This is a genomic window from Azohydromonas lata (genome assembly GCF_034427735.1).
Lineage (GTDB): Bacteria > Pseudomonadota > Gammaproteobacteria > Burkholderiales > Burkholderiaceae_C > Azohydromonas > Azohydromonas lata.
The window spans coordinates 1-13,720 of sequence record NZ_JAXOJX010000120.1 but is presented as its reverse complement, the minus strand read 5'-3'; the positions used below and the strand labels follow the sequence as shown (position 1 = coordinate 13,720).

The 13,720-nt window shown below is 69.5% G+C and carries 12 protein-coding genes and 3 tRNA genes; all 15 read left to right on the top strand.

The window, feature by feature from the left end:
* A partial coding sequence (locus tag SM757_RS33565; protein WP_322468657.1) for a FimV/HubP family polar landmark protein occupies window positions 1–1,561 on the top strand: 1,561 nt, incomplete at its 5' end.
* Window positions 1,554–2,390 (top strand): tRNA pseudouridine(38-40) synthase TruA, encoded by an 837-nt coding sequence (gene truA, locus SM757_RS33560; protein WP_322468656.1) that lies wholly within the window; start codon window positions 1,554–1,556, stop codon window positions 2,388–2,390. The genes SM757_RS33565 and truA, both read left to right, overlap by 8 nt.
* A 26-nt stretch (window positions 2,391–2,416) precedes the next feature.
* A complete protein-coding gene (locus tag SM757_RS33555) occupies window positions 2,417–3,058 on the top strand; it encodes a phosphoribosylanthranilate isomerase (RefSeq protein WP_066336700.1) in 642 nt (213 codons plus the stop codon).
* 36 nt (window positions 3,059–3,094) lie between these two features.
* The gene (trpB, locus tag SM757_RS33550; protein WP_066336697.1) at window positions 3,095–4,333 is read left to right on the top strand and encodes a tryptophan synthase subunit beta; all 1,239 of its coding nucleotides are present in this window, start codon (window positions 3,095–3,097) and stop codon (window positions 4,331–4,333) included.
* Window positions 4,330–5,160: a tryptophan synthase subunit alpha gene (gene trpA / locus SM757_RS33545; RefSeq protein WP_322468655.1), complete on the top strand. Its 831-nt coding sequence runs from the start codon at window positions 4,330–4,332 to the stop codon at window positions 5,158–5,160. Before trpB ends, trpA begins: the two co-directional genes overlap by 4 nt.
* The gene (gene accD, locus SM757_RS33540; RefSeq protein WP_066336690.1) at window positions 5,157–6,029 is read left to right on the top strand and encodes an acetyl-CoA carboxylase, carboxyltransferase subunit beta; all 873 of its coding nucleotides are present in this window, start codon (window positions 5,157–5,159) and stop codon (window positions 6,027–6,029) included. Before trpA ends, accD begins: the two co-directional genes overlap by 4 nt.
* Before the next feature lie 67 nt (window positions 6,030–6,096).
* Entirely contained in the window at window positions 6,097–7,392 is a 1,296-nt protein-coding gene (gene folC, locus SM757_RS33535; protein ID WP_322468654.1) for a bifunctional tetrahydrofolate synthase/dihydrofolate synthase, read from the top strand.
* A gap of 53 nt (window positions 7,393–7,445) precedes the next feature.
* Entirely contained in the window at window positions 7,446–8,525 is a 1,080-nt protein-coding gene (locus SM757_RS33530) for an SPOR domain-containing protein (protein WP_322468653.1), read from the top strand.
* A complete protein-coding gene (locus SM757_RS33525; RefSeq protein ID WP_066336683.1) occupies window positions 8,525–9,034 on the top strand; it encodes a CvpA family protein in 510 nt (169 codons plus the stop codon). Before SM757_RS33530 ends, SM757_RS33525 begins: the two co-directional genes overlap by 1 nt.
* Before the next feature lie 30 nt (window positions 9,035–9,064).
* Window positions 9,065–10,591: an amidophosphoribosyltransferase gene (gene purF / locus SM757_RS33520; protein WP_322468652.1), complete on the top strand. Its 1,527-nt coding sequence runs from the start codon at window positions 9,065–9,067 to the stop codon at window positions 10,589–10,591.
* Window positions 10,591–11,829, top strand: a complete 1,239-nt coding sequence (locus tag SM757_RS33515; protein WP_322468651.1) for an O-succinylhomoserine sulfhydrylase — start codon at window positions 10,591–10,593, stop codon at window positions 11,827–11,829. The genes purF and SM757_RS33515 overlap by 1 nt, the downstream gene beginning before the upstream one ends.
* A 4-nt stretch (window positions 11,830–11,833) precedes the next feature.
* Window positions 11,834–13,240: a glutamate--tRNA ligase gene (gene gltX, locus SM757_RS33510; protein ID WP_322468650.1), complete on the top strand. Its 1,407-nt coding sequence runs from the start codon at window positions 11,834–11,836 to the stop codon at window positions 13,238–13,240.
* Window positions 13,241–13,325: 85 nt separating this feature from the next.
* Window positions 13,326–13,401: transfer RNA gene (locus SM757_RS33505), tRNA-Ala, on the top strand.
* Between the two features lie 53 nt (window positions 13,402–13,454).
* Window positions 13,455–13,530, top strand: a tRNA-Glu gene (locus SM757_RS33500).
* A 46-nt stretch (window positions 13,531–13,576) separates the two neighbouring features.
* Window positions 13,577–13,653: transfer RNA gene (locus SM757_RS33495), tRNA-Asp, on the top strand.
* The last annotated feature ends 67 nt before the right edge of the window (window positions 13,654–13,720 follow it).

Below are 13,720 nucleotides of genomic sequence, written 5' to 3'. Positions count from 1 at the left end.
GGATGCCACGGCGGCGGCACTGCCGCCCGCGGCGGCGCAGCAGGCGCCGGCCGGCGGCGTGATGGGCTTCCTGTCGCGCTCCTGGGCGCTGGCCTTGGGTGGCGGCGTGGCCGCGCTGGCGCTGTTGGGCGCAGGCTTCGTGGTCTGGAGGCGGCGCAACAAGCCGCATGCGGAGACGTCGTTCCTGGAAAGCCGGCTGCAGGCGGAGCCCTTCGGCGGCGCGGCGGCTGCCGGTGTGCCCGCGGCCGCGGCGGCGGCTTCGGAGACCGACCCGTACTCGCTGAGCCAGCTCGACGCCATAGGCGACGTCGATCCGGTGGCCGAGGCCGACGTCTACCTGGCCTACGGGCGCGACCTGCAGGCCGAGGAAATCCTCAAGGAAGCCCTGCGCGGCAACCCGCAGCGCCTGGGCATTCGCACCAAGCTGCTGGAGGTCTACGCCAAGCGCCACGACACCAAGGCCTTCGAGCAGGTCGCGCAGCAGGTGCACGAGATCACGAAGGGGCAGGGCGAGGATTGGGACAAGGTCCGCGAGATGGGCCTGCAGATCGATCCGGACAATGCGCTCTACGCCGGGGCCGCGGCGCTGGCCGCAGGCGCGGCGGTGTCGGAAGTGCCCTCGACCTGGAAGGCCTCCGATCTGCCGTCGCTGGCGCCCAGCGAGCGGCTAGACCTGGACCTGGACCTGGACCTGGACCAACTGGAGTCCGTGCCGCCGTCGCTGCACGACGAGGAAGCAGCGCCCGCGGCGCAGGCCGAGCCGGAGATCGACCTGGGCTTCGACCCGGAGCCGCAAGAGGACGTCGCGCCGCTGGAGCTGTCGCTGGCCGACGAGCCGCCGCAGCCGCTGGATTTGTCGCTCGCGGACGAGGAGCCGGTACCGCAGGAGCTGTCGCTGGCCAACGAGCACCTGGACTTGTTGCCGCCCGTCGAGGACGACCTGGGGCTGCCGACGCCGTCTCCGACCGCGAAGCCGGCCGCGGCGCAGGACTTGTCGTTGGCGGACGGGGACGACTTCACCCTGGATCACGCCGACGTGCCCTTGTCCCTGGGCGAGCTCGCGCCCCGCACCGCGGCTCAGGACGAGGACGCGCTGCCGGAGCTGGATTTCGGCCTGTCGGACTTCGGCGACGAGGCGCCGGCACCTCAGCCCACGGCCGCGCCGCAACCGCCGGCGGGTGCGCCCCGCGCGGCGGCTCAGGACGAGGACGCGCTGCCGGAGCTGGATTTCGGCTTGTCGGACTTCGGCGACGAGGCGCCGGCGCCCCAACCCACGGCCGCGCCGCAGCCGCCGGCGGCTGCGTCCTCGCTGCCGTTCGACCTCGACTCGCTGTCGCTGGACCTGGACGAGCCGGCTTCCTCGACGGTGCTGGACGATCTCAACATCTCCGGCTTCGGCGACGACGCCGACCCGCTGGAGCGCAAGCTGGAGCTGGCCGAGGAGTTCCGCCAGATCGGCGACACCGACGGTGCGCGCGACCTGCTGCAGGAAGTCCTTGCGCAGGCCAGCAGCGGTCCCTTGAAGGAGCGTGCCCAGGGCATGCTGGAAAGCCTTGTCTGAGGCTGTTCCCGAAGGGGCCGGCGCGCCGCAGTCGCCGCCGCCCCTGCAGCGCCTGGCCCTGGGCGTGACCTACCGCGGCACCGCCTACCACGGCTGGCAGAGCCAGCCCGACGGGAAGACGGTGCAGGACAAGCTGGAGCAGGCGCTGGCCGCCTTTGCCGCCATGCCCGTGGGCACCGTGTGCGCCGGGCGCACCGATGCCGGCGTGCACGGCATCAACCAGGTCGTTCACCTGGACACGCCGCTGGCGCGCGAGGAGTTCTCCTGGGTGCGCGGCGTCAACCGCTACCTGCCGCCGGACATCGCGGTGCAGTGGTGCCGTCCGGTGGCGGCGGACTTCCACGCCCGCAACAGCGCGCGCGGGCGGCGCTACCGCTACGTGCTGCTGGAGTCGCCGGTGCGCCCGGCGCTGGAAAGCTCGCAGGTGGGTTGGGTTTTCCGCCCGCTGGCGCTGGAGCCCATGCAGGCCGCGGCCGCGCTGCTGCTGGGGGAGCACGACTTCAGCGCCTTTCGCGCCGCGGGCTGCCAGGCGCTGTCGCCGGTGAAGACGCTGCGCCAGATCGACATCTCGCGCCGCGGCGCCTACTGGTCCTTCGACTTCGAGGCCAGCGCCTTCCTGCACCACATGGTGCGCAACATCATGGGCTGCCTGCTGGCGGTTGGGCAGGGCACGCGCAGCGTGGCGTGGATGGGCGAGGTGCTGGCCTCGCGTCGCCGCGAAACGGCCGCGCCCACCTTTGCCCCCGACGGGCTGTACTTCGTGGGCCCGCACTACGATGCGTGCCACGCCATCCCCGGCCACGTTCCCGCGCTGGACTGGCTGTCCTGACTCCCCGCCGCCCTACCTCCTTCCCCATGAGTCACCGCACCCGCATCAAGATTTGCGGCCTCACGCGCGAGGCCGACGTGGACGCCGCCGTGGCGGCCGGGGCCGACGCCATAGGCTTCGTCCTCTACGAGCGCAGCCCGCGCCGTGTGAGCCCGGCGCGCGCTGCCGAGCTGGCGCGGCGGCTGCCGCCTTTCGTGATGCCCGTGTGCCTGTTCGTCAACGCCGATGCGGCGCTGCTGGCCGAGGCGCTGCAGGCCGTGCCCAACGCGCTGCTGCAGTTCCATGGCGACGAGACGCCGGCGCAGTGCGCGGCGCCCGCCAGGCCTTTCCTGCGCGCCGCCAGGGTTTCCCCAGGGGTCGATTTGTTAGACTTCGCCCGGCAGTACCCGCACGCCCAGGGGCTGCTCCTCGACGCGCACGTCGAAGGCTATGGTGGCGGAGGCAAGGTTTTCGATTGGTCGCTCATCCCTCCCGCGCTCCCCGCTCCGGTCGTTTTGTCTGGTGGGTTGAGTGCTGCCAACGTGACCGATGGCGTGCTTCGCGTGCGGCCCTGGGCCGTTGACGTGAGCTCCGGTGTGGAAGTCGCCAAGGGCATCAAGGATGCCGCGCTGATGCACCGGTTCTGCGAGGCGGTGCGTTCGGCCGACGCCCAGTCGGCCGCCCTCTGAGCACCCGCCCCGCCTGCCAGCCTGAATGCTTTTGAAATGCTGAATTACGACCAACCTGACGCCAGCGGGCACTTCGGCCCCTATGGCGGTACTTTCGTTGCCGAGACGCTGATCCACGCGCTGGACGAGCTCAAGGGCGCCTGGGACCACTACAAGGCCGACCCGGAATTCCTGGCCGAATTCCGCCGCGAGCTGGCCCATTTCGTGGGCCGTCCCAGCCCCGTCTATCACGCGGCCCGCCTGTCCAGCGAGATCGGCGGCGCGCAGATCTTCCTCAAGCGCGAGGACCTCAACCACACCGGCGCCCACAAGGTGAACAACACCATTGGCCAGGCGCTGCTGGCCAAGCGCATGGGCAAGCCGCGCGTGATCGCCGAGACCGGCGCCGGCCAGCACGGCGTGGCCACGGCCACCATCTGCGCGCGCTACGGCATGGAGTGCGTGGTGTACATGGGCGCCGAGGACGTCAAGCGCCAGAGCCCCAACGTGTACCGCATGCACCTGCTGGGTGCCCGCGTGGTGCCGGTGGAGTCCGGCTCGCGCACGCTCAAGGACGCGCTCAACGAGGCGCTGCGCGACTGGGTGACCAACGTCGAAAACACCTTCTACATCATCGGCACGGTGGCGGGCCCGCACCCGTATCCGGCCATGGTGCGCGACTTCCAGCGCGTCATCGGCGACGAGTGCCTGGTGCAGATGCCGGAAATGATTGGGCGCCAGCCTGACGCCGTGATCGCCTGCGTGGGCGGCGGCAGCAATGCCATGGGCATCTTCTATCCCTACATCCCGCACGAGGGCACGCGGCTCATCGGCGTGGAAGCGGCGGGGCAGGGGCTGGAGTCCGGCAAGCATTCCGCCTCGCTGCAGATGGGCTCGCCCGGCGTGCTGCACGGCAACCGCACTTACCTGCTGCAGGACGCCAACGGCCAGATCACGGAAACGCACTCCGTCTCCGCCGGCCTGGACTACCCCGGCGTCGGCCCCGAGCACGCGTACCTGAAAGACATCGGCCGCGCCGAGTACGTGGGCGTGACGGATGACGAGGCGCTGGCCGCCTTCCACCGGCTGTGCCGCACGGAAGGGATCATCCCCGCGCTGGAATCCAGCCACGCCGTGGCCCACGCCATGAAGCTGGCCGCCACCCTGCGGCCGGACCAGCACCTGCTGGTCAATCTCTCCGGCCGCGGGGACAAGGACATCGGCACCGTCGCCGACCTCTCCGGCGCATCGTTCTACTGCCGTCCGTCCTGCCAGGGCCAGAAGGTGAAGCAATGAGCAAGGGCTCTGTTCGAATCGCCGCCACCTTCGAGCGGCTGCAGGCCCAGGGCCGCAAGGCGCTGATCCCCTACGTCACGGCCGGTGACCCGTATGCCGACGTCACGCCCGCGCTCATGCGCGCGCTGGCCGATGGCGGTGCGGACGTGATTGAGCTGGGCGTGCCGTTTTCCGACCCCATGGCCGACGGCCCGGTGATCCAGCAGGCGGCCGAGCGGGCGCTCTCGCGTGGCATCGGCATGCCGCAGGTGCTGGAGATGGTGCGCGAGTTCCGCCGCGGCGACGACGCGACGCCCGTGGTGCTCATGGGCTACGCCAACCCGGTGGAGCGCTACGGCGTCGAGCGCTTCGTGGCCGACGCCCAAGCTGCCGGCGTGGACGGCGTGCTCATCGTGGACTACCCGCCGGAGGAGTGCGAGGCCTTTGCCGCGCTGCTGCAGTCCGCGGGGATGGACCCCATCTTCCTGCTGGCGCCGACTTCCACCGAGGCGCGCATGGCGCACGTTGGGCGCATCGCCAGCGGCTACGTCTACTACGTCTCGCTCAAGGGCGTCACCGGCGCCGGGCACCTGGACACCGGCGCCGTGGCGGCCATGGTGCCGCGCATCCGCGCGCACGTGAGCGTGCCGGTGGGCGTGGGTTTCGGCATTCGCGACGCGGCTTCGGCGCGCGCGGTGGGTGAGGTGGCCGATGCGGTGGTGATCGGCTCGCGGCTCGTCCAGCTGTTGCAGGAAAGACCGAAGGACGAGGTGGCGGCCGCCGGCCGCCAATTCATGGCCGAGATACGCGCCGCCCTGGATGGCGTGGCGCAAGGAGCACATGCATGAGCTGGCTTGAGAAGCTGCTGCCCCCGAAGATCCAGCCGACCGATCCCTCGGAGCGGCGCACCATTCCCGAAGGCCTGTGGATCAAGTGCCCCTCGTGCGAGACGGTGCTCTACAAGACCGACCTGGAGCAGAACGTCAACGTCTGCCCAAAGTGCGACCACCACCACCGCATCGGCGCGCGCGCGCGGCTGGACGCCTTCCTGGACCATGAAGGGCGCTACGAGGTCGGCCAGGAGGTCATCCCGGTCGATGCGCTGAAGTTCAAGGACAGCAAGAAGTACCCCGAGCGGCTGAAGCAGGCCGTGGACCAGACGGGCGAGACCGACGCGCTGATCGTGATCGGCGGCTCGGTGATGAGCGTGCCGCTGGTGGCGGCGTGCTTCGAGTTCGACTTCATGGGCGGCTCCATGGGCTCGGTGGTGGGCGAGCGCTTCGTCCGCGGCGTCGAGACCGCCATCGAGCAGAAGGTGCCTTTCGTGTGCTTCACGGCCACGGGCGGCGCGCGCATGCAGGAGGGCCTGCTGTCGCTGATGCAGATGGCCAAGACCAACGCCGCGCTCACGCGGCTGGCCAAGGCCAAGCTGCCCTACGTCAGCGTGCTGACCGACCCGACCATGGGCGGCGTGTCGGCGGGCTTCGCCTTCGTGGGCGACATCGTGATCGCCGAGCCCAAGGCGCTCATCGGCTTTGCCGGCCCGCGCGTCATCGAGAACACCGTGCGCGAGAAGCTGCCTGAGGGCTTCCAGCGCTCGGAGTTCCTGCTGCAGAAAGGGGCGCTGGACATGATCGTGGACCGGCGCCAGTTGCGCTCCACCATTGCCCACGCGCTGGCCATGCTGCAGCGCCAAAGCGCCGACGCCGTCGCCTGACGCCGCCCCTGTTCCCGCAAGGCCGGCCGCGAGCCGGCCTTTTTGCTGCCTCTTACCATCCGCGCCCATGACCACCCCCCGCACGCTCGACGACTGGCTGGCCCACTGCGAAGCCCTGCATCCCAAGGGCATAGACATGACGCTGGAGCGGGTGGCCGCGGTACGCGACCGCCTGGGCCTGCGCTTTGGGGTGCCCGTGGTCAGCGTGGCCGGCACCAACGGCAAGGGATCGAGCTGCGCGATGCTGGAGTCCGTCGCGCTGGCCGCGGGCTACCGGGTTGGGCTCTACAGCAAGCCGCACCTGGTGCACTTCGAGGAGCGCTGCCGCATCAACGGCGAAATGATCTCGGCGCAGGCGCTGCTGCCGCACTTCGAGGCCGTGGAGGCCGCGCGCCAGGGCACGACGCTGACCTACTTCGAGTTCACGACGCTGGTGATCATGCGGGCGCTGGCCGAGGCGCCGCTGGACCTGGTGATCCTGGAAGTGGGCCTGGGGGGGCGGCTGGATGCGGTCAACGCCATTGACGCCGACTGCGCCCTCATCACCAGCATTGCGCTGGACCACACCGACTTCCTGGGCCCGGACCGCGAAAGCATCGGCCGCGAGAAGGCCGGCATCCTGCGCGCGGGCAGCGCGGCCGTGATCAGCGACCCGCAGCCGCCGCAAAGCGTGCTGGACGTGGCCGCCGCGCTGGGCGTGGACCTGCGCGTGGCCGGGCGCGATTTCATGCACTCCGGCGACCGCCAGCAGTGGCAGTGGAAGGGGCGCGGGCGCGCCTTCCACGGCCTGGCCTATCCGGCGCTGCGCGGCGCCAACCAGTTGCTCAATGCCGCCGGGGTGCTGGCGGTGTTCGAGGCGCTGCAGGAGCGGCTGCCCATCAGCGCGCAGGCCGTGCGCCAGGGGCTGGCGGTGGTGGACTTGCCGGGCCGCTTCCAGATCGTCCCGGGCCAGCCCGTGCTGGTGCTGGACGTGGCGCACAACCCGCAGTCCGTGGCGGCGCTGGCGCTCAACCTGGACCAAATGGGGTTTTATCCGCGCACCTTCGCCGTGTTCGGCGCCATGCAGGACAAGGACCTGGCCGGGGCGCTGGCGCACATCGCGCCGCTGGTGGACTGCTGGCAGCTCACCGCGCTGCCCACGCCGCGCGCGGCCGACACGGCCACGCTGCGCGCCGTGGTGCAGTCCGCTGCCGGGAGCAAGCCCGTGCAAGTGCAGGAGCATGCCGATCCGGCCGCCGCGCTGGCCGCCGCCCTCGAAGCCGCGGACCCCGCTGATAGAATCGTGGTCTTTGGCTCGTTCTACACCGTGGGCGGTGTACTCAAGAACGGGCTGCCGCGCCTGGGTGCGTCCCACGTCGGCTGAAGTCTCGGAATTCGTTCTTTCCCCACGGGCGCACGCCCACTCCCAGCTTCGGCATGCCCCTTTTTCCCTTCCTCAAGCGCAAGAACGCATCGGACCGTGAGCCGGTGGGCATGGCCTCGCCGGCCGAGCAGGTGCAGGCCGCGCGGGTGCGCGCGCGGCGCAGGCTCATAGGCGCTGTGCTGCTGCTCGGGGTGGGCATCGTCGGCTTCCCCATGCTGTTCGAGACGCAGCCGCGGCCGCTGCCCGTGGAAGTGAGCATAGAAATTCCGCGCAAGGACGGCGGCGCGCCGCTGGTGCTGCCTTCGCGCGGTGCACCCATCACCGAGACGGCCGACGAGGCCGGGCGCGAGGTGCCGCCCCCTGCGCAGACCTCGGCGGCCGCGCCTGCCATCCGGCCCGTCGCGCCGGCAGCGGCCAGTGCGCCGCGCGTCGCGGCCGCGCCCGCATCGGCGGTGCCTGCGGCCAAGGCCTCCGCGCCCATACGCGTGCTGGCCGACCCGCCGCGCAGCAGCGTTGCCGCGTCCGCGTCCGCGCCCAAGGAGCCCACGCGCGACCTGGCCAAGGAGCTCGCCGCACGCGAAGCCAAGGACAAGGCGGCCCGCGAGGCCAAGGAACGCGATGCCGCCCGCGAGCGTGAAGTCGCGGCCCGCGAGGCCAAGGAAGCCAAGGACAAGGCGGCCCGCGAAGCCAAGGAGCGCGAGGCGGCCCGCGAGCGGGAAGTCGCTGCCAAGGAAGCCAAGGACAAGGCCGCCCGCGAGGCCAAGGAGCGCGATGCCGCCCGCGAGCGCGAAGTTGCGGCCCGCGAAGCCAAGGACAAGGCCGCGCGTGAGGCCAGGGAACGCGAGGCCGCGCGCGAGGCGGTGGCCCGCGAGGCGCTGCGCGACCGCAGCAACGACAGCGTGGAGAAGCGCTACATCGTGCAGGTGGGCGCCTTTGCCGATGCCACGGCCGCGGGCGAGGCGCGCGCGCGGGTGGAGAAGCTGGGCATCCGCACCTTCACGCAGGTCGTGGAAACCGATGCCGGGCGCCGCATACGCGTGCGCGTTGGGCCTTTCGCCAGCCGTGAAGAAGCCGACAAAGCCCTTGGCAAGCTCAAGGCTGCCGGGCTGCCGACGGCGCTGCTGCCGTTGTAATGAATGGCTTGCCGGTACTGGGGTGGGTCGATGTCGCGATGCTGGGCCTGCTGCTGTGGTCGCTGTTGGCGGGGCTGTGGCGCGGACTGATTTTCGAGTTGCTGTCGCTGGCGGGCTACGTGGTGGCCTGGCTCGCGGCGCAGCGGTGGGCTCCTGCCGTGGCCGAGTGGCTGCCGTGGGAGGGCGCGCCGGAGGCCTGGCGCCGCGTGGCGGCCTTCGTCCTGGTGTTCGCGCTGGCGCTGCTGGTGTGCGGGCTGGTGGCGCGGCTGCTGCGCAGGCTGGTGCACGCCTCGCCGCTGGGCCTGCTGGACCGCTTGGGCGGCGGCGCGTTCGGCCTGGCGCGCGGGGTGCTCGTCCTGCTGCTGGCCGCCACGCTGGTGGGGCTGACGCCGCTGGCGCGCTCGCCGGCTTGGGAGCATTCGCACGGGGCGGCCTGGCTGCTGGTGCTGAGAGAACGGATTCAACCTGCGCTGCCGTCCGCGGCGGCGCGGCTTCTGCCGCTGCCCTGAGGGGGCGGCATCACTGAAGGACGCAAGACCATGTGTGGGATCGTCGGTGTCATTTCCCAGACGCCCGTCAACCAGCTGATCTATGACGCGCTGCTGCTGCTGCAGCACCGCGGTCAGGATGCCGCCGGCATCGTCACGATGCAGGGCACCAAGTGCTACATGCACAAGGCCCGCGGCATGGTGCGCGACGTGTTCCGCACCCGCAACATGCGCGCGTTGCCGGGCAACGTCGGCCTGGGCCAGGTGCGCTACCCCACCGCGGGCAACGCCTACAGCGAGGAAGAGGCGCAGCCCTTCTACGTGAACGCGCCCTTCGGCATCGTGCTGGTGCACAACGGCAACCTGACCAACGCGCATGCGCTGAAGAAGGAGCTGTTCGACATCGACCGCCGCCACATCAACACCGAGAGCGACACCGAGGTGCTGATCAACGTGCTGGCGCACGAGCTCGAGCGCAGCGCGCGCGACCTGCCGCTCACGCCGGACAAGATCTTCGACGCCGTCTCCGCCGTGCACAAGCGCATCAAGGGCTCGTATGCCGTGATCGCGCTCATCGCCGGCCACGGCCTGCTGGCCTTCCGCGACCCGTTCGGCATTCGCCCGCTGGTGTTCGGCGAGGTGGAGCAGGCCGAGGGCAGGGAAGTGGTGGTGGCCAGCGAAAGCGTGGTGCTGGAAGGCACGGGCCACCACATCACGCGCGACGTGGCGCCGGGCGAGGCCATCTTCATCGACATGGCTGGCACCGTGCACGCGCGCCAGTGCGCCGAGAACCCGTCGCTGCAGCCCTGCATGTTCGAGTACGTGTACCTGGCGCGTCCGGACTCGGTGATGGACGGCATCTCGGTGTACCAGGCGCGGCTGAACATGGGCGAGACGCTGGCGCAGCGCGTGATCTCCACCATGCCGCCCAGCGAGATCGACGTCGTCATTCCCATTCCCGAGTCCAGCCGGCCCTCGGCCATGCAGCTCGCGCAGAAGCTGGGCAAGCCCTACCGCGAAGGTTTCGTGAAGAACCGCTACGTGGGCCGCACCTTCATCATGCCGGGGCAGGCCAAGCGCAAGAAGTCGGTGCGCCAGAAGCTCAACGCCATCGCCAGCGAGTTCAAGGGCCGCAACGTGCTGCTGGTGGACGACTCCATCGTCCGCGGCACCACCAGCAAGGAAATCGTGCAGATGGCCCGCGAGGCCGGCGCGCGCAAGGTCTACATGGCCTCGGCGGCGCCGCCCGTGCGCTTCCCCAACGTCTACGGCATCGACATGCCGACCAAGGAGGAGCTCATCGCCCACGGCCGCAGCATCGAGCAGGTGCGCGAGTTCATCGGCGCCGACGCGCTGATCTACCAGGACGTGGAAGCCATGAAGCGCGTGGTGTCCGCGCTCAACCCGCAGCTCCAGGGCTTTGAGGCCTCCTGCTTCGACGGGCGCTACATCACCGGCGACGTCACGGCCGAGGACTTCGAGACCATGCGCGAGCAGCGGCAGTCGCAAGGCGGCGAGGAGGAAGAGGGCCCGGGCCGTTCGCGCCTGGCGCTGCAGAACGCGACGGAGCAGGCCTGATGGGCGGCGCTGACAGCAGCAAGCGCATCCCGCGCGTGGACCTGCCGGCCGACGTGCGCATGGACACCATCGCCGTGCGCGAGGGCCTGCCCGCCACCCCTTGGGGCGAGAACGCCGAGGCGCTGTTCCTGACCAGCAGCTTCAATCACCCGGACGCGGCCACGGCCGCGCGGCGCTTCGCCAACGAGGAGGAGGCCTTCGTCTACAGCCGCTTCTCCAACCCCACCGTCATGATGATGGAGCGGCGGCTGGCGGCCCTGGAGGGCACCGAGGCCTGCATCGGCACGTCCAGCGGCATGGCGGCCATCATGCTGGTGTTCATGGGCCTGCTGAAAGCTGGCGACCACGTGGTGTGCTCGCAAAGCGTGTTCGGCTCGACCATCAAGCTGCTGCAGGGCGAATTCGGCAAGTTCGGCGTGGAGAGCACTTTCGTGTCGCAGACGGACGTGGCCGCCTGGCGCGCGGCCGTCAAGCCCAACACGAAGCTGCTGTTCGCCGAGACGCCCAGCAACCCGCTCACCGAGGTGTGCGACATCGCGGCGCTGGCCGAGATCGCCCACGGCGCGGGCGCGCTGCTGGCGGTCGACAACTGCTTCTGTTCGCCGGCGCTGCAGCAGCCGGTCAAGCTCGGCGCGGACCTGATCGTCCACTCCGGCACCAAGTACCTGGACGGGCAGGGCCGCGTCATCGCCGGCGCGGTGTGCGCCAGCGAAGCGCTGGTCAACGACAAGTTCGTGCCCGTGATGCGCAGCGCGGGCATGAGCCTGTCGCCCTTCAACGCCTGGGTGGTGCTCAAGGGGCTGGAGACGCTGTCCATACGCATGCGCGCCCAAAGCGAGAAGACGCTGGCGCTGGCGCGCTGGCTGGAGGCGCAGCCGCAGGTGAGCAAGCTCTACTACCCGGGGTTGCCCTCGCATCCGCAGCACGAGCTGGCCATGCGCCAGCAGTCGGGGCTGGGCGGGGCGGTGGTGAGCTTCGTCGTCCAGGGCGATACGCCGGAAGCGGCGCGCGCCAACGCCTTTGCCGTGATCGATGCCACGCGCATCTGCTCCATCACCTCCAACCTGGGCGACACCAAGACCACCATCACGCACCCGGCCAGCACCTCGCACGGCCGGCTGACCGAAGCGCAGCGTCTGTCCGCAGGCATCACGCAAGGCATGATCCGCGTGGCCGTGGGCCTGGAAGACGTCGAAGACCTCAAGGCCGATCTCGCGCGCGGCCTGCATTCACTGTGACCGCATGACCACCGTACGCACCCGCTTTGCTCCGTCGCCCACGGGCTTCATCCATCTGGGCAACATCCGCTCGGCGCTCTATCCCTGGGCGTTCGCGCGTGCCAACAACGGCACGTTCATCCTGCGCATCGAGGACACCGACCTGGAGCGCAGCACGCAGGCCGCGGTGGACGTGATCCTGGAAGGCATGCAGTGGCTGGGCCTGAGCCACGACGAGGGCCCGTTCTACCAGATGCAGCGCGTGGACCGGTACAAGGAAGTGCTGGCCCAAATGCTGGAGCAGGGCCTGGCGTACCGCTGCTACATGAGCAGCGCCGAGCTCGACGCGCTGCGCGAGCGCCAGATGGCGGCCAAGCAAAAGCCCCGCTACGACGGCACCTGGCGCCCCGAGCCCGGCAAGACGCTGCCGCCGGTGCCTGAAGGCGTGTTGCCGGTGATCCGCTTCCGTGGTCCGGTGGGCGGCAGCGTGAGCTGGGATGACAAGGTCAAGGGCCGCATCGAGTTCAGCAATGACGAGCTCGACGATCTCATCATCGCCCGCCCGGACGGCACGCCCACCTACAACTTCTGCGTGGTGGTGGACGACATCGACATGGGCATCACCCACGTCATCCGCGGCGACGACCACGTCAACAACACGCCGCGCCAGATCCACGTCTTCCGCGCCCTGGGCAAGGAGCCGCCGGTGTACGCGCATCTGCCCACCGTGCTCAACGAGCAGGGCGAGAAGATGAGCAAGCGCAACGGCGCCAAGCCCGTCACGCAGTACCGCGACGAGGGCTTTCTGGCCGACGCCATGGTGAACTACCTGGCACGCCTGGGCTGGAGCCACGGCGACGAGGAAATCTTCAGCCGCGAGCAGTTCCTGCAGTGGTTCAACCTGGACCACCTGGGCAAGAGCGCGGGCCAGTACGACGAGACCAAGCTGCGCTGGGTCAACGCCCAGCACATCAAGCGCACAGCCGACGCGGTGCTGGCGCCGCTGGTGACCGAGCAGCTGGGCAAGCGCGGCATTGAAGTGCCGGAGGGCTTCCCGCTGGAGGCGGCGATCGCCTTGTTCAAGGACCGTTGCAGCACCACGGTGGAGATCGCCGATTGGCTGTCCATGTACTTCGTGGACGCACAGCCCGCCGAGCAGGAGCTGGCCCAGCACGTCACGCCGGCGGTGGTGCCGGCGCTGGCCACGCTGCGCGAACGGCTGCTGGCGCTGCCCGCGTGGGACAAGGCTTCCATCGCCGGCGCGCTCAAGGCCACGCTCGCCGAGCACGGCCTGAAAATGCCGCAATTGGCCATTCCCGTGCGCCTGCTGGTATGCGGCCGCGCCCAGACGCCGTCGGTTGATGCGGTGCTCGAGATTTTTTCTAAAGAAAAAGTGGCGGAGCGCTTGCAAAGCTCTGCAAAGTCACTATAGAATCTCATTCTCGCTTGATGAACAGCGCGAAACACGAAGCAGCAGTAAGTGCAAAAGCAGTGATTGCAGTTTCGTGGCCTCGAAAGGGGGTATAGCTCAGCTGGGAGAGCGCTTGCATGGCATGCAAGAGGTCAGCGGTTCGATCCCGCTTACCTCCACCACCCAACCAAAAGTCGGGTGAGGGCGCGAGGTTCATCAGGGCATGAAGGATTCAGTCCCCTTCGTCTAGAGGCCTAGGACACGACCCTTTCACGGTTGTAACAGGGGTTCGAATCCCCTAGGGGACGCCAAGTTTGACGGCGCTTGCAGGGCAACCTGGTAAGCCGTTGCCAACGCGGAGTGGTAGTTCAGTTGGTTAGAATACCGGCCTGTCACGCCGGGGGTCGCGGGTTCGAGTCCCGTCCACTCCGCCACAGTTTTTGGTTGTACCGAAGACGCCCACCACACCAGTGGGCGTTTTCTTGAGAAAATTTGAATTTG